Raw genomic sequence first — 24853 nt, forward strand, 5'->3', positions numbered from 1 at the left:
TATTTAATTTTCACGAATTTGACAAAAATCTACTGAATTTCAATATCTGCAGAATATATCGAATGTACGGTTCCTTTGCCGTCTTCAAGAAGTAAAACGCCTGAATCCGTTATGCCCAACGCTTTTCCGACAATCGTGTCATTAACGGTACTGGCTTTGATTACCTGTCCAAGACTGATCGCATAACTCTCCCATAAATCCTTTATTGGCATGAAGCCTTGATCTAAATAGAGTTCGTACAAATTTTCCAGACGAAACAATGCTCGTTGAATGACCTTGGACCTTGAAACCGTCCCTCCACTTTCTATGAGAAGGGAAGACGCTTTTTCCTGCAGATCTTCAGGAAAATCCTCCAATTGCTGATTGATATTCATTCCAATTCCGATAATGACAGAATGGATCCTATCTGATTCCGCCTGCATCTCCGTAAGGATGCCCACCACTTTCTTTCGATTCACCAAAATATCATTCGGCCACTTTATTTGCGGCTTCAAATCAGTGGTATCCTCTATAGCCTGAGCAACAGCGACCGCAGCCAATAATGTAAGCTGTGGAGCCTCATGAATCGGGATTTTCGGCCTTAGGATGAGACTCATCCATATACCGCTGAATTTTGGGGAATGCCAAGATCTCATTAGCCTTCCTTTTCCGGATATCTGCTCCTCGGCAACGACGAGGGTCCCCTCCTGAACGCCTTCATTTGCGAGTTGATGCGCAATTTTTTGCGTGGATTCTACAGTTTCCTGATAGTGGATCATCTTGCCGATCGTTTTTGTTTCCAAGCCAAGCTGTATTTCGCTCTCGGACACTTTTTCCGGCGCTGATATGATCCGGTAGCCTTTTTTCCTTACGGCTTCAACATTATACCCTTCACTGCGCAGGTCTTCTATATGTTTCCAGACAGCTGTGCGCGAACAGCCAATGTATTCAGCAATTTCCTGACCGGATATAAACGCACCATCCGCTTTTGAGAGGGCTTCCATCAGCTTTGTTCTTAACTCAGATTGCATTTCACCAGCCACCTCTTAATTTCTTCTTTATCATTTCTTAATTCTTCATTCAAGACAGCTTTCAATATTTTTTCCAAGTATTCCTTGACCCATGGACCTGGCTTTTCTTGTTGCCAATTCAATAAATCCGTCCCCGTAACGGCAAGATCCGACATTTGTTTAATAATAAGTCCATTATAGCTTTGACGTGCATTCTCCTCCGCATCCGATACATTACCGCCAGTCATCGCCGCCCTGACTTTTGCAGCTTGTACAGTTACGCCATGACCTGCCTGAAATACATCGATGGCTGATGGATCTTCTTTCTTCACTAGCTGTATCGTACGTTGAACGTTTCTTATGCTTTTCAATGGCAGCTTCCATTCCCTCAAAGCCTCTTCGATTTCCTGATCCTTTGTGTGAACCATGATTATAGACCATATTTCTGCCGCTTTTAGCTGATGAAGCGGCAGGTTCAGTAATTCCATTAAATGATCCTTTTTACTGGAGAATAGAGGCAGGTATTGATATAAACCGCTTTCCAGCAAGAGTGAAAAAGCCCTTATCTTATTGGAGCCTGCCAATAGCTTCTCAAATTCAACCAGGATTCTTTCGACAGCAATTTCACTGATGATCTGGGCGTTTTCTTTAAGGGAATCAAAGGTTTTCTGATCCAGTTCAAAATCAAGTTGACTGACGAATCTTAATGCACGCATCATTCTCAATGCATCCTCATGAAATCTTTCATGCGGGTTGCCAACCGTGATGATCCTTTTTTCAGCCAAATCTCGCTTACCATTAAATGGATCGATGATCTTACCGGTCTTATCCATTGCCATTGCATTCATCGTAAAATCTCTTCTTTGCAAATCCTCAGTCAAAGAACGGACAAATTGTACAGCATCGGGTCTGCGATAGTCCGAATACCCGCTTTCCGTTCTAAACGTCGTAATTTCGTATGTACCCGTATCCGTAATGACGAGCACTGTTCCGTGGTCAATCCCGATATCAGCCGTATTAGGAAAAATCCTTTTGATTTCCTGGGGTGTTGCGGAAGTGGCGATGTCCACATCATTAATGGGCCTGCCAAGGATATAATCCCTTACAGAGCCGCCAACGAAATAACCCTCGTATCCTGCTTCTTCAATCAATTCCAGAATGGGTACTGATTTTAAGAATAACCGATCCATCAGCATCCCCTCCCTATTCCATGGATTTACCTTCAAGTGCTTGAATGTAGATGGCTTCATACTCAGCCATAATCGTATCACTGTGAAATTCAGTATTGGCCCTTTCCAGCGCAGCTTCAGAAAAGCGTTTATGTAAAACCGGGTCGCTTAAAAGTCCAATCGCTTTTTCAGCAACCATTTTGACATCTCCCAATTCACAAATATAACCAGTCTCCCCGTCAACGATGACTTCAGGAATTCCCCCGATATTTGTCCCTATACAAGGAACTCCACATGCCATTGCCTCGAGCAGCACAAGTCCGAAACTCTCTTTTTCCGATAACAGGAATATCAAATCACTGATTGAATATAATTCGGCAAGGTTATCCTGCTTACCAAGAAACAAGACCGAATCATCGATTCCAAGATCATTAGCCAATTTCAAAACGGTTGTCACTTCCGGCCCGTCCCCTACGAGCAGAAGCTTTGCAGGCATTTTCTTTTGAGTTAGATAAAACGCTTGGATGACGTCTTTCACTCGCTTGACCGAACGGAAATTCGAAACATGTATGATCACTTTTTCATCTTCACTGATTCCGTATTCATCCTTAAGGTAATCGGAATTGGATTTATGGTAATCTCTTTCATCAATGAAATTATAAACGGTTTTAATTTCCTTATCCGGTGCGATTAATTCGTGCGTCTGCTGAACAAGGGAATTAGATACTCCTGTAACTACATCCGATTGCTCTATCCCAAATTTTATCAAATTGGTCAATGAAGGATCATGGCCTAATACGGTTATGTCCGTACCATGCAGTGTAGTTACGATCTTTACTTCATTACCTGACATCTGCTTTGCAAGGATTGCACAAACAGCATGGGGAATTGCATAATGAACGTGGAGAATATCTAATTTCTCCCGTTTTACGACATCCGCTATCTTGCTCGCAAGCGCCAGGTCATATGGTGGATATTGAAAGACTGAATACGAGTTCACTTCAACTTGGTGATAAAAAATATTACAGTACATCTTATTCAAGCGAAAAGGGAGGCTTGAAGAAATGAAATGTATTTCATGTCCTTTTTCTGCAAGCATCTTTCCTAATTCAGTTGCTACGACACCAGAACCCCCAACTGTAGGGTAACAGGTAATTCCAATTTTTAATTTCATAAGATTATTTTTCTCCTAACAAGTCGGCATCGATCAGTAACGGTTTTTTAGTCATGAATCCCTCCGCATAGGCGACACCCACTTCTTTACCGAACATCCGCTCCCGTGCCTCGACAGTCTCGATATAGCCATTAACCAGCGGTGTTTCTACAGATACTTGACTTTCTTCGAATTGGCTGCGATATGCCCTAAGGCTATCCAACTTTTTCGATATTGTGGAACTGATGTCCACGACGAAGTCCGGTTTGTGAAACCCATTGATCATATAATAGTACATATTTTGGACACGATGATAATCCATGCCTGCTTCTTCCATATACTTTCTTACTCCTGCCGAAAAAACTGCTTCCTCCACTAATTTTGCACAGTTACCATGATCGGGATGGCGATCTTCCAAAAATGGTGCAAATACAAGTGCAGGCTTATATTGGCGAATGACCGTAATGATTTGATTTATGTATTCCGCTTTCATGTATAGGCCCCGGTCGGGTAAATCAAGGGAAATCCTCTTCACCCCAAGGATTTCAGCAGCCTTATGCGCTTCCTCTTGCCGCAATGGAACGGTTCCATTGGAAGACATTTCAGCTTTTGTCAAATCACAAATGACAATTTTCCTGCCTTGTTGCGCATATTTGGCGATCGTGCCACCCATACCGATTTCAACATCATCCGCATGTGCACCGAAAGCCAGAATATCTATGTTACTTTTGTTTATCATTTATCTCACCTTGTTTTTGCCGTAGTTTTAGCCAGTCCATATACCCATGCTTCAAACCTTGTATAAGCACTTCTGCCGTGCCCATATTTGTCGCCAAGGGAATTTCATAAACATCTGATAGTCGTATAAGCGCCGATACATCAGGTTCATGTGGCTGTGATGTCAATGGATCGCGGAAAAATAGGACCATGTCCATTTCTCCGCGCGCGATCATTGCACCTATTTCCTGATCCCCGCCAAGAGGTCCTGAATGAAAACGATGGACAGGCAGCGATACTTCTTCCATGATTCTTTTCCCGGTCGTTCCTGTAGCATATAATTCATGCTGCTCAAATACATCTTTATAGGCTGTTACAAATTGAATGATATCTTCTTTTTTCATATCATGGGCAATTAAGGCAATTTTCATCGTAAATCCTCCTGATCCCTATTCAATAATATTTTCCAGGCCGTATACAAGAACATCCAATTTCATGACGGTATCGACAGCAAGTTTAACTCCTGACATGAAGGAAGCTCGATTAAAGGAATCATGCCGAACCGTCAATAACTCTCCATCACTTCCGAAAAGCACCTGTTGATGGGCAACCAATCCAGGCAGCCGGACACTGTGGATATGCATGCCATCTACATTTGCGCCTCTTGCCCCCTGGATGGTTTCTTTTTCATTAGGGTGCCCCTGTTGTTTCGTTTCACGGACTGCTGCAATCATGTCTGCCGTTTTGGAAGCAGTTCCAGAAGGTGCATCCAGTTTTTGATCATGGTGCATTTCTATGATTTCCACATCCGGGAAGTACTTTGCGGCCATTTGGGAAAACTTCATCATCAAAATGGCACCAATTGCAAAGTTTGGCGCGATGATGCAACCAATGCCCTTTTCTTTTGTTAATGAATCCAGCTTTGCTAAATCTTCCTTAGTAAAACCAGTCGTTCCCACTACAGGGCGGATGCCATGATTAAGTGCCGTTTCGGTATGAAGCATGCCCACTTCCGGTGTGGTCAAATCGATCAATACGTCAGCCTCTACAGAAGAAAAGCATTCATTTATATCAGAAAAAACCGGTGCTTCAATCCCATGAAAACCTTCTATTGCGGAAAGGCTTTCCCCGTTATGCTTGCGATCTATGACAGCTGCCAATTCAAACCCTTCTGTCCTATGTACAAGCTTCACCGCTTCATTTCCCATTCTGCCTCGTGGACCTGCTACAATCACTTTGACTTTACTCATCTTTACCTTCCTCCTCCATTTTTTCTTCTATTCTTGTCCATCTATCTTTATCACGGGTTGTGAACTTTTCCATGACCAAATCATGCGAGTTTTGAAGGTCAATCCCTAAAGAATTGGCAAAACAAATCAACACAAAAAGCATGTCCCCCAATTCCGCTTCAATCGTATTCTCTTCTTCTGTTGCCTTCTTTGGTTTTTCACCATGGTAATGATTGACTTCCCTAGCCAACTCCCCAAGTTCTTCAGACATACGGGCCAGCATGGCCAGAGGGCTGAAATATCCTTCTTTAAATTGTCCTATGTATTGGTCGACTTCCTCTTGCATTTGTTGGATCGTCTTTTGCTTTTCCATATGAGTCACCCATTCTTGATTTTCGTTTTCAAACATCATACCTTCTCCATGTTAGCTAAAAGTGAAACAGATGACAACAGATACGTTTGCGAATCAAAATTGCCCATAGTTGGTTAATTAGTTATAATAAGTAAATTAATGAAATGTAAACCTTTGGAGGTATGGGACATGCTTTTGGGCTTAAAATTAAAAAATATCATCTTCATCCTTTTTGGGGCTGGAATCTTCGCTTTTGGCCTCGTGCATTTTAACATGCAGAACAACTTAGCCGAAGGCGGATTCACCGGTCTCACCTTGATTATATATCAACTTATCGGGATAAATCCTTCTTATTCTAATTTGATTTTGAATATTCCCTTATTTTTAATAGGGTGGAAATATTTAGGGCGCACATCTTTCTTATATACGATTATCGGAACGGTTGGCCTCTCCGTTTGGCTATGGGTTTTCGAGAGATACGAAATCGAAATCGATCTCGGAAACGATTTGATGCTGGTGGCATTGTTTGCCGGGGTCTCTGTTGGTGTCGGTCTGGGCATCATCTTTCGTTACGGCGGGACAACAGGTGGAGTGGATATCATTGCCCGTTTTGCCCATCGTTACTTAGGAGTGGGCATGGGACGGACGATGTTCATCTTTGATGCCGTCGTCATTGGCCTGTCCATCCTTACCTACCTGGATTACCGTGAAGCGATGTATACCCTCGTTGCCGTATTTATAGGTGCCAGAGTAATCGACTTTATGCAAGAAGGAGCCTATGCTGCTAGAGGTGCAATGATCATTAGTGATAAAAACATGGAAATTGCAGAAAAAATCATGAATGATATGGAGCGGGGCGTAACTGTATTAAGGGGATATGGATCCTTTACACGCAATGACCGGGAAGTACTCTATTGTGTTGTCGGGAAAAATGAGTTAGTCCGCTTAAAAAATGCCATAACATCGGTGGACCCTCATGCATTTGTATCAGTAAGTGAAGTTCATGATGTATTGGGTGAGGGCTTTACCCTTGATGAGAACAAGAATCCCATTGAAAGGTAATCCATTGATTAATGTTGCCCCGTCTAACTGCATTTTATTAGCAATGTGCAGCAAAAACTCAAATGAAAAGGACCCCATCCCAAGATGGAGTCCTTTTTTCAAATTAATCTTCTTCCCTCATTCCTGTATACATAAGCAGAAGACGAACTAATTCCAGTACGGCTACAAGAGCGGCAGCAACATAAGTCATTGCAGCAGCACTTAATACTTTTTTCGTTTCCCGTTCTTCATCATTCCGGATGACCCCAGCGGAAATGAGTTGATCCATAGCCCTAGAAGAAGCATTGAATTCAACCGGCAGTGTTATCACTTGGAACAATACAGCGGCTGCCATAAATACGATACCCGCCAAAAGCAAATTAGGAAGTGAAGCTAGCATCCCGATTAAAATCAAAATCCAAGATATGTTAGAGCCAAAATTAGCTACCGGTACTAATGCATGGCGGAAACGCAAGAATGCATATGCTTCTTTATCTTGAATCGCATGTCCAACTTCATGGGCTGCAACAGCTACGCCGGCAACTGAATGGCCGTGATAGTTATCCGTTGATAAACGCACCGTTTTATCCCTTGGGTCATAATGGTCCGAAAGCATTCCAGGTGTCTCTTCGACCCTGACATTGAACAGTCCATTTTGATCCAAAATGGCACGAGCCGTCTCAGCACCATTCATTCCGGAAGAGGCCGATACCTTTGAATATTTTTTATACGTGCTTTTCACTTTCATTTGTGCAAAAATCGGGATTATAATAATAATCGCCAAATAAATGAAATACATGGTATCCTCCTATAACTCTTATTACCCTTAATTCTATGGATTGAAGGCACCCCTGTCAAATATAGTGTTCTCTACCCGTGTCTTTTTAATCATTATGCTCTTTCCTTGGTTTTTCCCTATCACCTTTATATTTTCTCCAGCCTACATAAGAAAGCGTCATGATTATGATTGAGCCTGTCGAAATGATGACCCACCAAAGGGAAGGATCTGCATCATCTTCACCCATATCATCAAAAATCGAGGTTAGTTCGTTTTGCAACGCATCCAGTTCCTCTTGATTATCTCCATCACTGATTACCTCCGGGCGGTATTGGTTGATGTATTGAATCCTCGTGTCCAGTTGCTGCATCGTTTCTTTGGAAAGGTCGACTTTCAAGCTTGGATATATCATTTCATATTGTGATAGGAATAAGTTCAATTGGCTATTGAATGTAATGGTGTCTTGTTTGATGGCGGCATTCTTTGTCTGCTGGAAAGAATTCATCATTTGATCCTCCATCTCTGTCCAAAGTGGCTGATGAGTAGACTTGACCGCATCAACAACAAGCCGGAACTTTGTAACAGAATTAACCTTTTCGGAATCTCCCTTGTTCATATCCTTTATTGTCATTAACGCTTCATTATGAGCTACAGTGATAATTCGAAGTTCGTCCATGTCAAGGATCTGCTCTTTCGCTGTATCTTTTAAAAACCGGTCAGAAAAAAACGTCAGCATCTTTTCCGAATCTCCATATCGCTTCAACTTGGTCATTTCCAAGGCTCTATCGGAAATGTCATCTAATTGCTCCAAACTTGAAGAGGATTCTGCATAGACAGGGAAATGTAAGACGACAAATAAAACAGCAATGGTTAATATGAATTTTTTCAACATGCTACTCGTCCCTCCTCATATCTCTACTAAAACGATATGAAAGAAAAAACATGAGTAGACCTCGTTCAACATAAAAAAGTTAACCATGCTTTTACAAAGCTGTATTTAGAGTTAACTTTTTAAGAAATGAAGGACAGAGTGAACCGCTTTTTTCTATATCCAAAGTACCAGCCGACAAAAATGGAAAGTATGCTGAGCCAAAAAGTGAAATAACCTATCGAGTCCATATACACCAATAAATCACGGTAAATTGGCATCATTTCAAAAACATAGTCGATTATGTCATTATGTATGGTCCAAATCCCTGCCGCTATCAAGTGCCAAGGTTTTATTCGATAAAATGGTGCATATAATATTCCTTGAATCGCCATCCCCAAATGAGAAGCCATTAACATATAACCTTCCCAAGGCAGTGAGCCTGTAGTCACGAAGGTCATCAAATTCATTACAACTGCCCATATGCCATATTTGAATAGTGTCATTATCGCCAACGCTTCCATAAGTCCGAAATTCCTTCTTAAAAGGAACCCCAATAAAACAAAAACAAAAAACAGGCTAGCTGTCGGGCTGTCCGGTACAAATGCCAAAAAAATAGTAGGAGTGTTTTCCAATTGACTTCCATACCAATAATATCCATAGGCAGTTCCGAATATATTTATCATTAATAACAAAACGAGCATTTGCCGATTTGCAAGCCAACTGTAGATAACATTCATTCTTTTACCCTCACTTACATTCTCATGTATACTCATTTTACAGGCCATCAACCAGAAAACCAAGCATTCATTTCAATTTCTTCTCATTTACGCTTCAATTTACCAATAAAAAAGCCGACAACCGTAGTCGTCAGCTTCATTTGCAGCATATGAAAGAAAATGCTGTGGATGGCTATTTTATTTTGCCGATAAACCAGATACAAATTCAGCTAATGTTGCCAATTCTTCATCTGTACCTTTGAACATGCCAGCTGGCATTGCGCCCTGGCCTTTGACTGCGATTTTAGAGATTTCTTCTGGGCTCAAGCCAGTGTCAATTAAGCTTGGCGCTCCTGCTCCACCAGTTAACTCTGCTCCGTGACAGCTAATACAGCCACTGGAATCCATCAGTTTGTACCCATCACTCTCTTTATCAATGTCTGCACCTTCCACGATCGCTCCTTGTTTCTTGGAAGCTTCCCAATCGTGGTGGGCTGCAGACTCCCATGTTAAATAGAAAACGCCAGCAATTGCCAAGAGCATGAAGCCTACAGCAAAAGGTCGTTTTGCCGGGCTCCGCTCTGGTCCACGATCTAAAAATGGTGCCAAGAGCAAAGCTCCAAAAGCCAAACCAGGTATTACTAGAGCCCCAATTGCATTATAAGGGCCTGAAGCATAGGTATACTTAAGTAATTGGTAAAGGAATAGGAAATACCAATCTGGCAGCGGAATATACGCTGTATCTGTAGGATCTGCTATCCTTTCCAATGGAGACGGATGAGCGATTGTCAGGCATAGATAACCTACAAGAAATACAGCTCCTACCATCCATTCTTTTAAAAGGAAATTAGGCCAAAATGCTTCAGTTTTCCCAGGATATTCTGAATAATCTTTCGGAATATTCGGTTTACGGTCCGCGGAGATACGCGAGTCACCTACGAATTTCATACCTTTCCCACGATGCATTGAACAATTCCCCTCCTTTATGAAAAGGTTTTTTTGGTTCTTGGTTCACCATTCTTTTATAGTGGACCTGAAATACCTTGTTTTCGGATCATCAGGAAATGAGCCGCTAATAAAGCAAATAATGCTGCAGGCAGGAAGAATACATGAATTGCAAAGAATCGTGTCAATGTCTGTGCTCCAACGATCGTTGGATCTCCTGCTATCAATGTCTTGAGTGCCGGTCCCATTAACGGTACCGATTCGACAATTGTCAAAGTAACTTTCGTTGCGAATAGCGCTTTCATATCCCATGGCAATAAATAACCAGTCAAGCCTAATGCCAGCATGATGAAGAAAATCAATACGCCGACCATCCAGTTCAATTCACGCGGTTTTTTGTAAGCTCCCTGGAAGAAGACACGAAGAGTATGTAAAAACATCATAACTATAACTAGACTTGCTCCCCAGTGATGCATACCACGGACAATTTGACCGAAGGCAACTTCATTTTGTAAATAATAAACAGATTCCCAAGCGTTTTTAATGTCTGGGACATAGTACATCGTCAAGAACATGCCTGACAAGATTTGGATGACCGTAATAAAGAAAGTTAACCCACCAAAACAATATACGAATGCAGAAAAATGATGTGCGGGGTTAACATGTTCAGGAACCTCATGGTCAGCAATATCCCGCCATAACGGCGTAATATCTAAACGCTCGTCCACCCAGTCATATAACTTTGTTAGCAATGTTTACGCCTCCCCATGCGGTTTTAGTTGACCCAAATAAAGTATTCCATCTTTTTCTTTCGTGTCAAAGACATCCAATGGTGAAACCGGCGGTGTCCCTTTCACATTCACTCCATCTTTCGTATACCTGCCATAATGGCAAGGACAGAAAAATTGATTCGGATTAGTCTTATCCGTATTCCAGCCTACCGTACAGCCTAAATGTTTACAGATTGGAGATAAAGCAACGATCTTACCATCATCCGTTTTGTAAACCCAAGCTGTATTTGTTTCTTCAGATTCATACCACCCATCGACCTGTTTAAAACTAAAGTCGACACGGGTTGGTTCGGTAGTCAGTTCACCTACCTTCTGTTTAGTTGCAACGTAATCCCCGCCTTTATCTGCTGATAATACAGGATCAATTGCAAACCTAACCATAGGCATCAACATACCGGCCGCCATAAATCCACCAACGCCAGTAAGTGTGTAATTAAGGAATTGACGTCGTGAAACATTATGCTTGCTCATGCGTTTTCCCCCCCTCTATTACTATACTGAGAGCCCAAAGGACCAATAAATAGCGACACTATAAAACTAGGACATTTCCATGATATCTCAATAATTTACCAAGGTCAATATTTGTAAAACCCAAAAGGTGGCAACTATGTGTCAAATAATGCGAAAAATCCTACTTTTTTTCATTTTTCCAATTATAAGAGAAAATATCAAGGATTTGGAGAACTTGCTGGTTAATCATTTCCCTTGCTTGTTCAATTTCAAGCCCTTCCAGGGGGATGGCAGGAATCCATACTAAATTATTTTCTAATTCCCGCTCTTCCTTTTTCCACTCAAAATCCGATGTAAGAAAAAAAACATGCTCGAAATTATTTTCTTTCACTTCATTTGCCCAACGCTTTAACCGCTCAACCTTATCCAATTCACCACTTAAATAATGAAATGTTGGCAATAAAAGAATCCTTCCTTTCATCTGCTTTTCAATTTCCAAGCTTAAGATGGTAAGAAATTCATTCATTGAGCCCGTTTGCTTCATTTGCCCTTTAAAAGATAGGGGAACCAAAGGAATCAATACGGTATCCACATACTCTTTTGACTGCATATACATGTCAAGATCTTTTGCTGTCCACTTCATGTTTTTTCTTCACTCCCGATTTTTTAAATCAACTCCTTATCATTTTACCATTATTTTTATAACATCTTTACCATATACCCATAGTCTTTACAAAAATGTGGATTTTATCAATGTTTTATAAAAAATAAAAACCTTTCCTGATTACGGAAAGGTCAATTTATTTCATCCAAGTACTTTTAATTGATTCAATTGTTCGGTTAAGTTCTTAAATGCTTGTTCATCATGCTTATCGAGGGCTTCATCGATTTCCTTAAGCAAACGGTCCCTTTGAAAATACAACATGCTTCTTTCCAAAAATTGTTCAGCCAGCAGCTGGTCTTTTTCATTCGATGCCGTTGTTTTCGGCATGAAGGGGTTGTTCTCGAGTACCGCTGCATATTGATAGGAAGAATAAGAAGATTTAAAATTAAGCTGAATATAAATGTCTTCATCCCGATTTAAACGGATATCATGAAAAGATTTCTCTGCATCGGTCGTCATGATATTGGACTTATAGAATCTGAAAGGGACCTCATCTACACAATGTGTCGACATAATCAGTCCACGTGGGCAATATTGTGCATTTTCTACAAAATGAACCTTTTTCATTAGTTGATCATGACTCATTAAGTAATTCAATATCCACACACATTCTCTTCGTTTCAGTTGATAATGATTTAAAAACCACCGAATAAAATCCTTCTTCTCATTCACAGAAACAGGGGCAGCCACCATGAATTCCCTCCTCTGTCTAGGTTTAGTTTCGTTTCACTTATCTACATTTCATCTGTGCTTTCACCTAGCCGCTCCAAAATCATCGCATACTCATCATTCGCCGGGTTCATCTCTAGGAGCTTATTAAATACTTCTCTAGATGTGGCTCTGTCTCCTTCTTCAATTAAAAAGAAACCATAATCTTCAAGGAAATCTTGATTGTTCTTGAATGAATTATATGCATTATGATAGCTGGTTAATGACTCTTTAAATTGTTCAGTATTCTGATATGATACAGCAGCTATCCATTCAAACTGCGGATCATCCTCTCCATATCGCCTTACTTCACCAATACACTCCAATACATCTTCATACCTTTCTTGGTGCATATACAATTTCAAGAGGGTGAGTGCAGCTTCCAGGTATCCCGGATCAATGGCTAGTGCTTCTTTAAATAGATTTTCCGCCTCTTCATCAAGCCCGCTTTTCAAGGCAATTTTTCCACCGAAGAAGTAAAGTTCCTTATTGAATTCATCAGCCTTGATTCCTTCTTTGACTGTTTTCAAGGCATTTTCCAGATCTTCAAGATGTTCATAACTCTTTGCCAAGTACAAATATAAAGAGTGGTATTCATGATCTAATTCTTTCAGTTCAATGAACTTACGTACGGCTGTGTCATAAAGACCTGCCTGAAAAGCTGTAAATGCATATTCAAATAGGGTATTGATTTCAAGTCCATCCTTTAAGGCCTTTTCAAAGTGCGGAAGGGCCTCCTCGAACTTCCCCGAACTGCTCAATGCTTCAGCAAGCCTCTGATTGACATTAACACCAGCGATTTCTTGTTCCTGTTCCAAAACCTTTATGTAATTTGCAATGGCTTCCTGATCCCTTCCTTGATGAAAGAACAGTTCAGCTAGTGCAAAATCAATGATGATCTCATCTGGAAGCATTTCCTTAGCCTGCAGTAATTTCCTTTCGCTGACCTCGTCCATCCCCTGTAATTGATAGAGGTCCGCTTCCAAAAGCAAAGCACTTGGATATACTTCATCATCTGCACTTACTTTTTCAAGCATCAGCATCGCTTCATCTTCCTGGTCCATGTCAATCAGGATTTCCGCCAACGAAACAATTAATTCTCCTTCATTGGGATAGAGTTGCAGCAGATGTTCAAAAAGATCCTTTGCCTCCTCCGCAAAACCAAGCTGGAGCATTTCTTCGGCCAGCAACAATATGTCCTCTGCTGACTCTGATGATTTAATTCGATTTATATGTTTAAGAGCTTCTGTTAATTCCCCTTTTTTTAAATGCTGTATAACTTGTTCCACTGTGTTCATTGTTGAATCCTTCCTTTTGCATGATAGACTTGGTCCCTAGTCATACACACTCACGCCATAATGTAACATATTCTTCCATCAAGAACAAAATGCCATATAATCGCGAGATGCATAGTAAACAGTATTCATTAGTTTACCATACTGTAGCCCTGTATTCCATTGATGAAGTCCCCTCCCATTCTCATTAAAAAAAGGTTACTAGTTAATTCTCCACACTATGGTAAATCTCCTTTTTGATCATGAACCCCATTTTCATTATTTTCATGATCAATACAGATAGAAAAAGCCCGGATGTTAGCGCTTTCAACACTTTTCAGCATTTAAAAAAAGTTTACAGACCAAATAAGGTCTGTAAACTTTTTTTATATTCACTTTATCAATTGCGTCAAATGCCCAAAAAATTGTGGATATGATACATCTATGGCACCAGGGTCAGCAAGTTCCACTTCCCCATCCGTTATCAAAGCCGCTACAGCAAGCATCATCCCGATACGATGGTCCCCATGGCTTGTAACCTTACCACCATTCAAGGCTTTACGCCCTTTGATGATCAATCCGTCTGCTGTCGGGGTTATATCTGCGCCCAGGACGGAAAGCTCATTTGCAACAGTATCAATTCGATTCGTCTCTTTCACTTTAAGTTCTGCTGCATCCTTGATTGTCGTTATCCCTTCAGCCTGTGTTGCCAGGAGTGCAATTACCGGTATTTCATCGATGAGACGGGGAATTAAATCACCGCTGATAGTCGTTCCCTTTAGCCGGGAGCTTCTGACAGTGATGTCTCCTGCAGGTTCACCCTCGCTCGTCATCTTCTCTATCGTAATATCCGCCCCCATCGATTTCATGACTTCGATGATTCCGGTCCTTGTCGAATTAAGGCCGACATTCTTTAAAACCACTTCACTATTTTCCGTAATCGCTGCAGCCACCATGAAGAAAGCCGCTGAAGAAATATCACCCGGCACATGGATGGTAGTCCCTTTGAAGACTTGGTTTCCGCTTACTTTAATCGTTTGTCCGTCTTTTTCGATTTTTCCGCCAAACTCTTGGATCATTCGTTCTGTATGATCCCGGGTCTCTTCCGGTTCGATAATGATCGTTTCACCTTCTGCCTGTAAACCGGCCAAGATTATCGCTGATTTCACCTGAGCACTTGCCACAGGCAATTCATAGCGAAACCCTTGTAACTTTCCTCCTCTTATGGCGAGGGGGGTGTATTCGGCTCCTTTTCGACCATCAATGACCGCTCCCATTTGACGAAGAGGGTTGACTACCCTGGTCATTGGACGTTTAGCTATCGATTCGTCACCTGCCAAAACGGCCGAAAATTCCTGTCCTGCCAAAATGCCCATCATTAACCTGATCGTGGTACCAGAGTTTCCGACATCCAGTACTGATTCTGGTTCCTTTAATCCATTAAAACCATTGCCTGCAATTTTGACATGCTGGCCATCTTGTTCAATATGAACTCCAAGCTGCTTAAAACAGGAAATCGTACTTAAACAATCGGCTCCTGGAAGAAAATTAGTGACTGTCGTTTCCCCCTCGGCAAGGGCTCCGAACATTATCGAACGATGGGAGATCGACTTATCTCCAGGTATGGCAATCGAACCACGTAATGATTGGATGTTCGTTTGTAATTTTTTTGTATTCATAAAACCATCCTTCCCTATAAATGTTATGCCAGGATCGTTTCATAATCTGTATGTCTTGAAATACACTCTGCAGCTTTTATGCGGTCAACATCCGTTTGGAAGCTGATGACCAGCACACCGTATATCTCTTCCCTGGTTTCAATGATCCTTATGTTTGTAATGCTGATACCTTCTTGTGCCAAATATCCGGTAATCTCAGAAATTATTCCGGCATAATCCGGTATATCGATATATAAATCATAAAACGCTGGTATGGCGCCTTTCGCATGCGTTGGCAAATCATCCCTGAAAATCTTGGCATCGGTAAAGAATCGAAGGATTTCTTCACTATCTTCATTCGCAACCAAGCCTTTTATATGCTCCATTTCATTCAGCCAATCATTCATTAATTCAAGTAACACATCCCGGTTATGTAACAAAATGTCACGCCACATTTCCGGACTGCTTGAAGCAATTCTTGTAATATCTCGAAATCCACCTGCTGCAAGCCTTGAGATCAATTTATTTTCCTTACTGTAATTTTCTGCCTGCTTAACGAGCCCCGATGCGACAATATGCGGGAAATGACTAATGACCCCAGTCAGCTTATCATGTGTGGCAGGACTCACAACCAGAAAGTTCGCTCTTGTTCCTTGCAGCCACCCTTTCAGCTGCTCGACTTTTTCTTCTTCAATGGAATCTCCTGGAGTAAGCAAATAAAATGCATGTTCGAATAAATGCAATTTGGCTGCCGCAGCACCACTTTTATGGGAACCAGCCATAGGGTGTCCCCCGATGAAGGCCACCCCTTTATCTATCAATGGTTTTGCTGCCTTAACGACTGTATCCTTCGTACTTCCTGCATCCGATATGAGGACATCACTCTTCAAATCCATCTCAGCCAATTGAGCTAAAATTTTCACGGTTTCATTGACAGGCACAGCAAGTAGAATCAAATCAGCATCACATGCTCCCGCTTCCAATGATGATACAGAATCATCAATGATCCCCAATAGCATCGATAGTTGAATATTCTTTTCACTTAGGTCCGTACCAACAATCACGGCTTCAGGATGTGCATGGCGTACAGCCATGGCCAATGATCCGCCAATTAGACCTAGACCTATTACAAAAACCTTACCCTTCACTCTTCTCTCCCCCGCATCTTTTATGCTCCTCTAGGTTTGATGAAACGTTAAAGCAGCGAATCAGAAGGTGCCTCAACTTCATTCAAAAAAGCTTTAATAGCGTTAATCATTCCTTCATTTTCTTCCGTAGAACCAACCGTGACCCTTAGGCTGTTAGGAAAACCGAAAGATTTCCCCGACCTTGCAATGTATCCGCGCTCAAGCAAATATTGAAACACCACATCGGCATCCTGTTTAAAATGGATAAAGATGAAATTACCTTGTGACGGGTAATAAGCTAAATTTTCCTTATTGCAAAATTCATAGTACTGCTTGAGCCCTTTTTGATTTTCATCCTTGCATTTTTCAATGAAGGCTTGATCTTCCAAAGCGACGATAGCAATATTCTGTGCGAATGTGTTGACATTGAATGGTTCCCGGGATGGATCTAGTTTCTGGATGATATCCTCATCCGCCAATCCGTACCCTACCCTAAAACTGGCAAGTCCATAGATTTTTGAGAATGTCCGGAGTATGATCAAATTTTTATATTTATTGACCCATTGATTCGTTCTCGGGTAATCCTCAGCCGTTGCATATTCACAGTACGCTTCATCCAAAACGATAAGTACATCTTCCGGCACTCTTTCAATGAATGATAATAAGTCCTGTTCCGAAATGTATTTACCTGTTGGATTATTTGGTGTACAAAGCCAGACAACTGCTGTTTTTTCATCTATAACTTTAAGCATTCCTTCTAGATCATGAGCACCATCAATATGAGGAACTTCCCTGATTTCCGCACCTTCTAGCGTGGCATTATGGCGATACTGTGAAAAAGTGCCTGTTGCCATGACCGTATTCTTTCCAGCTCCCAATAGGCTTCGGGAGATGATTTGAATGTTCTCATCAGATCCATTTCCAAAAATAAGCTGAGTTTCTTTCACACCTGTATGTTTTGCAACAGCTTCCCTTAGCATCGTTGCATACCCATCTGGGTAGATGGCAAACGAATGGGTTGAATTCCTAACGGACTCCTTTACTTTTTCCGAACAGCCGAAAGGATTTTCATTTGAAGCTAATTTCGTGATTTTTTCCAACCCGTATAATTTTTTCACTTCATCAGTGGATTTTCCCGGTTGATAAGACTTCAAGGAAAGGACCGCTTCATTCCATTTCATGTCAATCACCTCTATATTTTTTATCACTTTAAAGTAAGAAAGTATGAGAATAGTATATCATATTCATAGATTTAAAATCATCTTATATCTGCTTTGTCAAATCTGGCCGTAATACCGTAGCCCCTGCCTGGTATACATGCTGTATCTCTTTTTGAGATTTCGTCGTATTTACATGGATCATGACCCGAATGCAAAATGGCAAGGAATTGCTGACCGGTATTTCTTTCATGCATGTAACCGGTACATAAGTCCAGCCTTCGAATTTCCTCAAGGCTTTGGCAGGGAAGACAGAACGAATCTCTTCCGTAGCAGAAAAAAACACAGAAGCTACCATTTCTGGATCAATCTCGTTGACCTGAATGATCTCTGCCATCAACTTTTCGGCAGCGGAAATCACTTCCATTTCCGTGTCTCTTTCTACAGTAGTGGCACCCCTTATTCCTCTTATCACACATAGTCCCCCCCTTCTCCTGAACTCTATATCATATCCGCCATTTCCTCCATCAGCTCAGAGTCGGCTATATCCATTAATAGCGGTGACCCCACTTCGTTTAGCAGGACAAAAGTAGCTGAATCATTGACCGATTTTTTGTCTGTTTTCATTAATTCAAGCAGCATTGCATGTTCAAGCCTGGTTGGAATCGTTATTTGATAACCTAAAGAAGATACCCAGCTAATAAACTCATCCAGTTTAAAATCGAGATCCACTTTCTTTCTGCTTAATTTAAGGGCATAAACCATCCCGATTAAAATGGATTCCCCATGCGTAAAGTTTCCGTACCCCATTGAACCTTCCACTGCATGTCCGAGCGTATGACCAAAATTCAAAAAGGCACGAATGCCGTTTTCCTTCTCATCCTCTTCGACAATTTTAGCTTTAATTCCAATCCCTTTTGTAATCATTGTCAGGAATTGCTCATCCGTTATATCATTCAAATCAACAATATTCGACTTTAACCATAGATAAAACTCATTATCGGCTATCAATGAATGTTTAATGACTTCTGCAAAACCTGACCTTAATTCTTTAAGAGGCAGAGTTTTTAAAAATTCAAGATCATAAATGACCGCTTCTGGCTGATGAAAGGCCCCAATCATATTTTTCCCTAGCGGGTGATTGATGGCAACCTTGCCGCCCACTGCACTATCGTGGGCGAGTAAAGTCGTCGGAACCTGTATAAATGGAATCCCTCTCATAAAAGTAGCCGCAACGAATCCAGCCAAATCACCTACTGCACCACCGCCAAGGGCGATAATCAATGATTTGCGATTAATCTGTTGAGTTAAGCAGAAGCTTTGGCATTCATAAAACACATCGAATGTTTTAGCATGCTCCCCTTCTGGCACTACATGATGCAGGACAGGTTTCCCCGTCTTGATCAGGGCGTTTTTCACGGTCTGCAAATGAAGTGCCGCCACTTTCTCATCAGTTATGATCAGAATCTTGTTTAGATGATTTAATTCATGTGATATTAATTCGGGCAATTCATTTATTGCCTTCTTGCCAATTAAAACCGGATATTGCTTGGAAGCCGTTTTTATTTGGATGGATTCCATGATTTAAAACCCCTTTACTTCTTCCCGATATGATCTTACGTATTCCGCTAATTGCTCATAACGATCTGAAGGGAATTGATCAACGATGGCAGCCGCCAGTTCCCATGCTACTACCGCCTCAGCAACCACTGCTGCAGCAGGAACCGCACAACTATCGGAACGTTCGACACTTGCTTCAAACACTTCCTTCGTATCAATATCAACGCTTTTCAAAGGTTTATATAAAGTGGGGATCGGCTTCATCACACCGCGTACAACTATCGGCATTCCAGTTGTCATACCGCCTTCAAAACCGCCAAGGCGATTGGTTTTCCGGTAATAGCCCTGTTCTTCGTCCCATGCGATTTCATCATGGACATCACTGCCAAATAGATGGGCAGCTTCAAAACCAAGACCTATTTCCACCCCTTTAAATGCATTGATGCTCATTATCGCTGCGGCTAGTTTTGCATCAAGCTTACGGTCATAATGCACATAACTTCCTACACCCACCGGCATTCCTTCTACAATGACTTCCACGATGCCGCCGATGGAATCTCCTTTTTGTTTCGCTTCATCAATTGCATCCTTCATCTGCTGTTCTACGTTTTTGTCAAAACATCTAACAGAAGATTCTTCTGTTACTTGTTGCAATTGCTGAATACTTTCGTATTTTGGCGGTTCTGCCTTCACTCCGCCAATTTCCAAAACATGAGATGCCACTTCTATCCCCAATAAAGACAATAGCTTTTTAGCGACAGCTCCTGCTGCCACCCTTACTGTCGTTTCACGGGCTGAAGAGCGTTCCAGAACATTTCTCAAATCGCGGTGCCCATATTTAATCCCGCCGTTCAAGTCGGCATGACCAGGACGTGGCCGGGTGATTTTACGTTTAATTTCTTCAGCTTCCTCTTCTGAAAGCCCTTCGCTTCCCATAATCTTTGTCCAATGCTTCCAGTCATCGTTCTCAACCACCAAAGCAACCGGTGAACCGAGTGTGTAGCCATGTCTGATTCCCGAAGAAATAAAAGCCTGATCTTTCTCGATCTGCATCCTTCTTCCACGTCCATGCCCTTTTTGCCGGCGCCCTAATTCTTGATTGATATCCTCTTTCGAAATCGGCATTCCTGCCGGTAATCCTTCAATGATAGTAGTCAGTTGCGGACCATGTGATTCTCCCGCTGTTAAATATCTCATCTTCCAGCCCCCTTTTAGCACTTTAAAGTGTATATGTATCAATATACCACAATTTTATGAAATGTGGGTATATGTAAAACGTAAAAACCATATTGTTTGAATTTAATCACTTTTCTTTCTATTTTACAAGTACTTAAACATTTTCGATATAGTTTATTCTTTCAAATTAGAGTTCTACTGGAATTGCTATTACACGGCAAACGAAAAGGGACTGAATGCGCACGTGCAGGATCAGTCCCTTTTTTTTCTAAAGTATTTACTTTTTCTTATAAAAAAATGTGTCGATCGTTTCAAATTGATATTTCCCTGGGGTGAATATTTGTTCTGTACTTCCTACAAAAAATACCCCGTCGCTTTTTAGCGATGCACTGAATTTTTCATATAATAAATTCTTGGCTTCTTCAGTGAAATAAATTAAAACATTGCGGCAAACGATTAAATCGAACCCTTGGTCGAATCGGTCAGCAAGAAGGTTTTGCTTTTTAAATGTCACCCTTCTCTTGATTTCATCATCGACACGATAAAAATCCGCTTTTTTTTCAAAGTATTTCCTTTTAATTTCCTCAGGCACTTCATTTAAGGAACGTTCAGGATACATCCCCAATCTCGCTCGCGCCAATACATTTTCATCGAGATCCGTCGCCAATATCTCTATTTGGCTGAGTGGGACCAGATTGGATAATATCATGGCAATCGTATATGGTTCCTCGCCAGTTGAGCAGGCAGCACTCCAAATTTTCAACTTTTTTTTGCTTTCTAATAACCCAGGCAGGATTTTCCGTTCCAACACTTCCCATCTTTTCGCATTTCTATAAAATTCGGAAACGTTGATTGTCATTCTATCCAAAAACTCATTTAAAACACCGGGATTGGTTTGAATGTCTTTGTAGTATTCACGAAATGAATGATATCCTCTTTTTTCATATAGAGATGTTAGTCGCCTTTTCATTTGCCCTTCCTTATATAATGCCAAATCAATGCCTGTCAGCATTTTGATATTACGAATAAACTCTTCATATTCTTGAGGCATTCCCACGACTCCCCTGCACATAATTATTTTAAGCGGTTCTTCCCTTTATATATATCGGAGAGTGCCATATTTTCTTTAAACTAAAATAATCCCTTACGTTGCTGCTTGAAACTAAAAAAGCAATTAAAAAAAGCGGGTTCCATCGCATAATGACGATGGAACCCGCTTTTTTTTAAAGAGATCGTATTAATTAATAAACCCACTCGTTAACAAGTTTAGAGTACTCAACAAGTTCTTCTTCTTTAAAGAATAAACCGATTTCGCGTACAGCGCTTTCAGCTGAATCAGATCCGTGAATGATGTTTTTGCCGACAGTTACGGCAAAATCGCCACGAATTGTTGCTGCTGCTGCATCTTTAGGGTTAGTGGCACCCATCATTTGACGTGCAGTAGCGATTACGTTTTCACCTTCCCAAACCATTGCGAAGACAGGACCTGAAGTAATGAAGTCCACTAGTTCGCCAAAGAAAGGACGTTCTTTGTGCTCGCCATAATGCTGCTCAGCCAATTCTTGAGAAATGACCATTAATTTTGCTCCTGCAAGAAGGAAGCCTTTCTTTTCAAAACGGGAAACGATTTCACCGATTAAATTGCGTTGAACGCCGTCAGGCTTAACCATTAAAAATGTTCTTTCCATGAATGTCACTCCTAATATGTATCATTGTTATTTGCCTATATAAGGCAATACTTTTAGAATATTACCATTGTTTGATGAGTTTCGCAACTCCCATTATCAAAACTTTCTTTTTCCGATATTTTTCGCGATATCGGATAAAGTTTTTCTAGCTTTAATGGCAGGAAGACCTTTCAACTCGGTAAATGCCTTTTCTAAATACATATCACTGATCCTCGCTGCCTTTTCAATGGCACCGGAAGTTTTTATCGCATGAATTATATGGGACATTTTCTCTTTTGGCGTATCTTCCCGAACTGCTTCGATAAGCTTTTTTAACTTTGGATCTTCCATAGCAATCAATACGGGTAAAGTGATATTACCTTGAATCAAATCACTGCCGGCCGGTTTCCCAAGCTCTTCTTCCGAAGCAGTAAAATCCAATATATCATCAGTGATTTGATAAGACATACCGACATAATATCCGAATTTAAATAGCTTTTGGTGAATTCTCTCTTCAACACCCGCTGAAATGGCTCCCAACTGGCAGCTGGATGCAATGAGCAGTGCCGTTTTCCGTTTGATCCTTCTAAAGTATATCCGCCAATTCTGTTCGAAATTGTATTTATCTTTTATTTGTTCAATCTCCCCAAGACATAGTTCAACCATAGTATCAGCGAGAATTTGATGCGCCAGCGGAGACTCGATAACCGCCATCATTTCCAGTGCACGAGCAAAAATGAAGTCGCCTGTGTACATGGCGACACGATTATCCCATTTTGATTTAATGGTAGCAGATCCCCTGCGTAAATCCGCATCATCCACAACATCATCATGCACAAGGGAAGCTGTATGAATCAGTTCCAAAGTCGCTGCGACATGCTTTACGACATGAATATCATAGTTGCCAAACTTCGCACCCAATAGGACGAATACCGGACGGATCCGTTTTCCACCGGATTGCAGCAAATGCAGGGAAGCTTCCCTTAAAACCGTGGAATCCGCTTCGATTGCGGCTTCCAGTTCTTTTTCTATTAATTGCAAATCTGCATTCAAAAATGAATACATCATTTTAAATTTCATACATTCCACCCAGCTTTGTCCATTGCTATTATGCTTATTTTGAAGGCTTGTACCCGAAATGTGTTGCTGCTACCCCACCGAAATGGGCCTTATAACTGACATTTTCCATTCCCGCCTGCTTGAACATGTTTTCAAGCTTTTTCATGCCAGGGAAATCCCGAGCCGATTCCTGCAGCCATGAGTATTCGCTATAGCTTTTTGCGAATAATTTGCCAAACATGGGCATGATGAAACGGAAATAAAAATAATAGCCCTGTTTAAAGCCAAGCATCGTAGGCTGTGAAGTATCCAAGCAAACGATCATTCCACCCGGCTTGGCTACCCGGTTTAACTCTTTAAGCACTTTCATGTAATCGGGGACATTCCGCAGCCCGAAACCGATCGTGACATAGTCAAAGCTATTGTCCTCAAAAGGAAGCTCCATTGCATTCCCATGCATCAGGGACACTTGCTCCAGATTGAGTTCATTTACCTTTTGTTCGCCGATTTTCAGCATGTTCTTACTAAAATCCAGACCAACAACCTTTCCTTCTGGTCCTACTTCATTAGCAAGGGCAATGGTCCAGTCCGCTGTTCCACAGCATACATCCAGTGCATGGGCGCCTTTTGGGACATTCATGATGGCCATTGTAGCCTTCCGCCATTTAAGATGCTGTTTAAAGCTGATGAGGGAATTCATCTTGTCATAATTTCCGTAGATCTTTTCAAAGACATGATGAACTTTTTGCTCTTTAGACTGCTCCATGATTCACCCTTCTTTCACATATGAATTTGCTATACTCTCTGTTTGTTCCAAGATGGCCTTCACTCTTTCCAGAAGTTCATCATCCAACTTTGCCAGCTTCCGCATCGAGCACTGTACGGATTGCCTGGCATCCCTCAGGCACTTGTCGAATTGGGTGCGTACCTGTTCTTCTTTTTCCGAAATGGTAACTTCCCCGCCAATCGAGTCATCGAGAGGCATTTCCCTTAGGACATCAAAAACTATCGATTGCCCCGACTCCATATAACTGTTCTTCTCGGCATGCAACCGTTTTAAAAGCAGCAGATCTTCCGCTATTTCTATCCAGGCAGGCTCATTATAGTAATCCGCCAGTTTATGAATCAGCGAAGCCTCGATCGCTTTGATCGTCATTAAAAGCGTTGGGACATCATTAATGGACCCTTGTTGGTAAAGAATGATTTTATTGTCATTTATTTTTTTTATCGCGCTCGAAAGTATACGGATCATATCAACATTACCTACACTGGCAAGCACTTGATAATATAAGCCACTATAGTAATCACCGGCAAGCACTTGTAATTGACGATTTTTCAATACCTCGGGCAACTCGGTTCCTTCTCCTGAATTCGAGACGATTTCATGGGTATCCAGAGCTATTTGCACTAACATGGTTGAAATGATGTATTGATTTCGTTTTTCGCTTAAAACGTCCAAATCGTTAAACAATCCCCAAAGCAATATCAGTTTATCTTCGTCCAAGCTTGGCTTTTGTATATACTTCAATAAATATGGATGTTGAGCTTTCGTTTCTATTAATCGCTTTAATTGCCTTATGTCGTCCGTTATGTTTAACAATT

Annotated in this window: 28 protein-coding genes; 1 reads left to right on the forward strand and 27 read right to left on the reverse strand. The window is 41.3% G+C overall.

All coding sequences use genetic code 11. From position 1 onward, the window contains the following. Nucleotides 1–29 precede the first annotated feature (29 nt). The 7 genes from OSJ91_RS17455 to OSJ91_RS17485 are packed head-to-tail and all read right to left on the reverse strand — an operon-like array spanning nt 30 to nt 5630. Entirely contained in the window at nt 30–1010 is a 981-nt protein-coding gene (locus OSJ91_RS17455; RefSeq protein ID WP_485890144.1) for a biotin--[acetyl-CoA-carboxylase] ligase, read from the reverse strand. Then, nucleotides 995–2179 (reverse strand): CCA tRNA nucleotidyltransferase, encoded by a 1185-nt coding sequence (locus tag OSJ91_RS17460; RefSeq protein WP_485890145.1) that lies wholly within the window; start codon nt 2177–2179, stop codon nt 995–997. Before OSJ91_RS17460 ends, OSJ91_RS17455 begins: the two co-directional genes overlap by 16 nt. Before the next feature lie 13 nt (nt 2180–2192). Next, on the reverse strand, nt 2193–3332 hold the full coding sequence (gene bshA / locus OSJ91_RS17465) for an N-acetyl-alpha-D-glucosaminyl L-malate synthase BshA (protein WP_137015988.1): 1140 nt from the start codon (nt 3330–3332) through the stop codon (nt 2193–2195). Between the two features lie 4 nt (nt 3333–3336). After that, the gene (gene bshB1 / locus OSJ91_RS17470) at nt 3337–4050 is read right to left on the reverse strand and encodes a bacillithiol biosynthesis deacetylase BshB1 (RefSeq protein ID WP_413018705.1); all 714 of its coding nucleotides are present in this window, start codon (nt 4048–4050) and stop codon (nt 3337–3339) included. Then, nucleotides 4034–4459, reverse strand: a complete 426-nt coding sequence (locus OSJ91_RS17475; RefSeq protein WP_137015992.1) for a methylglyoxal synthase — start codon at nt 4457–4459, stop codon at nt 4034–4036. The genes bshB1 and OSJ91_RS17475 overlap by 17 nt, the downstream gene beginning before the upstream one ends. Before the next feature lie 18 nt (nt 4460–4477). Beyond that, complete coding sequence (dapB, locus tag OSJ91_RS17480) at nt 4478–5278, reverse strand: 4-hydroxy-tetrahydrodipicolinate reductase (protein WP_350299351.1); 801 nt, start codon at nt 5276–5278, stop codon at nt 4478–4480. Further along, complete coding sequence (locus OSJ91_RS17485; protein ID WP_485891921.1) at nt 5271–5630, reverse strand: nucleotide pyrophosphohydrolase; 360 nt, start codon at nt 5628–5630, stop codon at nt 5271–5273. The genes dapB and OSJ91_RS17485 overlap by 8 nt, the downstream gene beginning before the upstream one ends. Before the next feature lie 168 nt (nt 5631–5798). Between OSJ91_RS17485 and OSJ91_RS17490 the strand changes: the two genes are divergently transcribed. Next, nucleotides 5799–6671 carry a YitT family protein gene (locus OSJ91_RS17490; protein ID WP_241590174.1) on the forward strand — a complete coding sequence of 291 codons (873 nt, stop codon included), beginning with the start codon at nt 5799–5801 and terminating at the stop codon, nt 6669–6671. A gap of 103 nt (nt 6672–6774) precedes the next feature. Here OSJ91_RS17490 and OSJ91_RS17495 read toward each other — a convergent pair whose 3' ends face one another. The 20 genes from OSJ91_RS17495 to OSJ91_RS17590 all read right to left on the reverse strand — a co-directional run bounded on the left by OSJ91_RS17495 (nt 6775) and on the right by OSJ91_RS17590 (nt 24851). Then, nucleotides 6775–7449: a zinc metallopeptidase gene (locus OSJ91_RS17495; RefSeq protein WP_350299353.1), complete on the reverse strand. Its 675-nt coding sequence runs from the start codon at nt 7447–7449 to the stop codon at nt 6775–6777. Between the two features lie 85 nt (nt 7450–7534). After that, the gene (ypjB, locus tag OSJ91_RS17500) at nt 7535–8320 is read right to left on the reverse strand and encodes a sporulation protein YpjB (RefSeq protein WP_101222408.1); all 786 of its coding nucleotides are present in this window, start codon (nt 8318–8320) and stop codon (nt 7535–7537) included. 119 nt (nt 8321–8439) lie between these two features. Beyond that, on the reverse strand, nt 8440–9036 hold the full coding sequence (gene lhaT / locus OSJ91_RS17505; protein WP_350299354.1) for a lipoprotein heptaprenylglyceryl N-acetyltransferase LhaT: 597 nt from the start codon (nt 9034–9036) through the stop codon (nt 8440–8442). Nucleotides 9037–9213: 177 nt separating this feature from the next. After that, nucleotides 9214–9981 (reverse strand): menaquinol-cytochrome c reductase cytochrome b/c subunit, encoded by a 768-nt coding sequence (locus OSJ91_RS17510; RefSeq protein WP_137016001.1) that lies wholly within the window; start codon nt 9979–9981, stop codon nt 9214–9216. 56 nt (nt 9982–10037) lie between these two features. Further along, the gene (gene qcrB / locus OSJ91_RS17515; RefSeq protein ID WP_034307974.1) at nt 10038–10712 is read right to left on the reverse strand and encodes a menaquinol-cytochrome c reductase cytochrome b subunit; all 675 of its coding nucleotides are present in this window, start codon (nt 10710–10712) and stop codon (nt 10038–10040) included. Nucleotides 10713–10715: 3 nt separating this feature from the next. Continuing rightward, nucleotides 10716–11222, reverse strand: a complete 507-nt coding sequence (locus OSJ91_RS17520) for a Rieske (2Fe-2S) protein (RefSeq protein ID WP_057276295.1) — start codon at nt 11220–11222, stop codon at nt 10716–10718. Between the two features lie 160 nt (nt 11223–11382). Then, nucleotides 11383–11844 (reverse strand): YpiF family protein, encoded by a 462-nt coding sequence (locus tag OSJ91_RS17525; protein WP_350299355.1) that lies wholly within the window; start codon nt 11842–11844, stop codon nt 11383–11385. Between the two features lie 162 nt (nt 11845–12006). Continuing rightward, nucleotides 12007–12558, reverse strand: a complete 552-nt coding sequence (locus OSJ91_RS17530; RefSeq protein WP_350299356.1) for a ReoY family proteolytic degradation factor — start codon at nt 12556–12558, stop codon at nt 12007–12009. A 41-nt stretch (nt 12559–12599) separates the two neighbouring features. Next, complete coding sequence (locus OSJ91_RS17535) at nt 12600–13871, reverse strand: tetratricopeptide repeat protein (RefSeq protein WP_485890146.1); 1272 nt, start codon at nt 13869–13871, stop codon at nt 12600–12602. A 368-nt stretch (nt 13872–14239) separates the two neighbouring features. Then, nucleotides 14240–15526: a 3-phosphoshikimate 1-carboxyvinyltransferase gene (gene aroA / locus OSJ91_RS17540; RefSeq protein ID WP_485890147.1), complete on the reverse strand. Its 1287-nt coding sequence runs from the start codon at nt 15524–15526 to the stop codon at nt 14240–14242. Nucleotides 15527–15549: 23 nt separating this feature from the next. Then, nucleotides 15550–16653 carry a prephenate dehydrogenase gene (locus tag OSJ91_RS17545; RefSeq protein WP_402897402.1) on the reverse strand — a complete coding sequence of 368 codons (1104 nt, stop codon included), beginning with the start codon at nt 16651–16653 and terminating at the stop codon, nt 15550–15552. A 47-nt stretch (nt 16654–16700) separates the two neighbouring features. After that, a complete protein-coding gene (gene hisC, locus OSJ91_RS17550) occupies nt 16701–17813 on the reverse strand; it encodes a histidinol-phosphate transaminase (RefSeq protein WP_485890148.1) in 1113 nt (370 codons plus the stop codon). Nucleotides 17814–17895: 82 nt separating this feature from the next. Further along, nucleotides 17896–18264: a chorismate mutase gene (gene aroH / locus OSJ91_RS17555; RefSeq protein ID WP_101222417.1), complete on the reverse strand. Its 369-nt coding sequence runs from the start codon at nt 18262–18264 to the stop codon at nt 17896–17898. Nucleotides 18265–18290: 26 nt separating this feature from the next. Further along, the gene (gene aroB / locus OSJ91_RS17560; protein ID WP_350299361.1) at nt 18291–19370 is read right to left on the reverse strand and encodes a 3-dehydroquinate synthase; all 1080 of its coding nucleotides are present in this window, start codon (nt 19368–19370) and stop codon (nt 18291–18293) included. Between the two features lie 3 nt (nt 19371–19373). Next, on the reverse strand, nt 19374–20546 hold the full coding sequence (gene aroC / locus OSJ91_RS17565; RefSeq protein WP_350299362.1) for a chorismate synthase: 1173 nt from the start codon (nt 20544–20546) through the stop codon (nt 19374–19376). Nucleotides 20547–20802: 256 nt separating this feature from the next. Beyond that, complete coding sequence (locus tag OSJ91_RS17570; protein WP_350299363.1) at nt 20803–21576, reverse strand: CheR family methyltransferase; 774 nt, start codon at nt 21574–21576, stop codon at nt 20803–20805. A 190-nt stretch (nt 21577–21766) separates the two neighbouring features. Beyond that, entirely contained in the window at nt 21767–22213 is a 447-nt protein-coding gene (ndk, locus tag OSJ91_RS17575) for a nucleoside-diphosphate kinase (RefSeq protein WP_034308008.1), read from the reverse strand. A 96-nt stretch (nt 22214–22309) separates the two neighbouring features. After that, on the reverse strand, nt 22310–23272 hold the full coding sequence (gene hepT / locus OSJ91_RS17580; RefSeq protein ID WP_485890149.1) for a heptaprenyl diphosphate synthase component II: 963 nt from the start codon (nt 23270–23272) through the stop codon (nt 22310–22312). Nucleotides 23273–23306: 34 nt separating this feature from the next. Then, complete coding sequence (locus OSJ91_RS17585) at nt 23307–24017, reverse strand: demethylmenaquinone methyltransferase (protein ID WP_352920278.1); 711 nt, start codon at nt 24015–24017, stop codon at nt 23307–23309. A 3-nt stretch (nt 24018–24020) separates the two neighbouring features. Continuing rightward, entirely contained in the window at nt 24021–24851 is an 831-nt protein-coding gene (locus tag OSJ91_RS17590; protein ID WP_485890150.1) for a heptaprenyl diphosphate synthase component 1, read from the reverse strand. Nucleotides 24852–24853: the final 2 nt, after the last annotated feature.

The sequence above is a fragment of the Bacillus sp. T-10(2022) genome, from assembly GCF_056502895.1.

What these genes read in the sequence shown, in the direction of transcription:
- OSJ91_RS17525 (WP_350299355.1), bottom strand. Translation starts at nt 11,844, where the DNA reads ATGAAGTGGACAGCAAAAGATCTTGACATGTATATGCAGTCAAAAGAG.
- aroC (WP_350299362.1), bottom strand. Translation starts at nt 20,546, where the DNA reads ATGAGATATTTAACAGCGGGAGAATCACATGGTCCGCAACTGACTACT.
- aroB (WP_350299361.1), bottom strand. Translation starts at nt 19,370, where the DNA reads ATGGAATCCATCCAAATAAAAACGGCTTCCAAGCAATATCCGGTTTTA.
- OSJ91_RS17570 (WP_350299363.1), bottom strand. Translation starts at nt 21,576, where the DNA reads ATGCCTCAAGAATATGAAGAGTTTATTCGTAATATCAAAATGCTGACA.
- bshB1 (WP_413018705.1), bottom strand. Translation starts at nt 4,050, where the DNA reads ATGATAAACAAAAGTAACATAGATATTCTGGCTTTCGGTGCACATGCG.
- OSJ91_RS17530 (WP_350299356.1), bottom strand. Translation starts at nt 12,558, where the DNA reads ATGGTGGCTGCCCCTGTTTCTGTGAATGAGAAGAAGGATTTTATTCGG.
- OSJ91_RS17585 (WP_352920278.1), bottom strand. Translation starts at nt 24,017, where the DNA reads ATGGAGCAGTCTAAAGAGCAAAAAGTTCATCATGTCTTTGAAAAGATC.
- aroA (WP_485890147.1), bottom strand. Translation starts at nt 15,526, where the DNA reads ATGAATACAAAAAAATTACAAACGAACATCCAATCATTACGTGGTTCG.
- OSJ91_RS17485 (WP_485891921.1), bottom strand. Translation starts at nt 5,630, where the DNA reads ATGGAAAAGCAAAAGACGATCCAACAAATGCAAGAGGAAGTCGACCAA.
- dapB (WP_350299351.1), bottom strand. Translation starts at nt 5,278, where the DNA reads ATGAGTAAAGTCAAAGTGATTGTAGCAGGTCCACGAGGCAGAATGGGA.
- hisC (WP_485890148.1), bottom strand. Translation starts at nt 17,813, where the DNA reads ATGAAATGGAATGAAGCGGTCCTTTCCTTGAAGTCTTATCAACCGGGA.
- OSJ91_RS17535 (WP_485890146.1), bottom strand. Translation starts at nt 13,871, where the DNA reads ATGAACACAGTGGAACAAGTTATACAGCATTTAAAAAAAGGGGAATTA.
- OSJ91_RS17460 (WP_485890145.1), bottom strand. Translation starts at nt 2,179, where the DNA reads ATGGATCGGTTATTCTTAAAATCAGTACCCATTCTGGAATTGATTGAA.
- OSJ91_RS17455 (WP_485890144.1), bottom strand. Translation starts at nt 1,010, where the DNA reads ATGCAATCTGAGTTAAGAACAAAGCTGATGGAAGCCCTCTCAAAAGCG.
- lhaT (WP_350299354.1), bottom strand. Translation starts at nt 9,036, where the DNA reads ATGAATGTTATCTACAGTTGGCTTGCAAATCGGCAAATGCTCGTTTTG.
- OSJ91_RS17520 (WP_057276295.1), bottom strand. Translation starts at nt 11,222, where the DNA reads ATGAGCAAGCATAATGTTTCACGACGTCAATTCCTTAATTACACACTT.
- ypjB (WP_101222408.1), bottom strand. Translation starts at nt 8,320, where the DNA reads ATGTTGAAAAAATTCATATTAACCATTGCTGTTTTATTTGTCGTCTTA.
- OSJ91_RS17490 (WP_241590174.1), top strand. Translation starts at nt 5,799, where the DNA reads ATGCTTTTGGGCTTAAAATTAAAAAATATCATCTTCATCCTTTTTGGG.
- OSJ91_RS17475 (WP_137015992.1), bottom strand. Translation starts at nt 4,459, where the DNA reads ATGAAAATTGCCTTAATTGCCCATGATATGAAAAAAGAAGATATCATT.
- OSJ91_RS17495 (WP_350299353.1), bottom strand. Translation starts at nt 7,449, where the DNA reads ATGTATTTCATTTATTTGGCGATTATTATTATAATCCCGATTTTTGCA.
- ndk (WP_034308008.1), bottom strand. Translation starts at nt 22,213, where the DNA reads ATGGAAAGAACATTTTTAATGGTTAAGCCTGACGGCGTTCAACGCAAT.
- OSJ91_RS17510 (WP_137016001.1), bottom strand. Translation starts at nt 9,981, where the DNA reads ATGCATCGTGGGAAAGGTATGAAATTCGTAGGTGACTCGCGTATCTCC.
- hepT (WP_485890149.1), bottom strand. Translation starts at nt 23,272, where the DNA reads ATGAAATTTAAAATGATGTATTCATTTTTGAATGCAGATTTGCAATTA.
- bshA (WP_137015988.1), bottom strand. Translation starts at nt 3,332, where the DNA reads ATGAAATTAAAAATTGGAATTACCTGTTACCCTACAGTTGGGGGTTCT.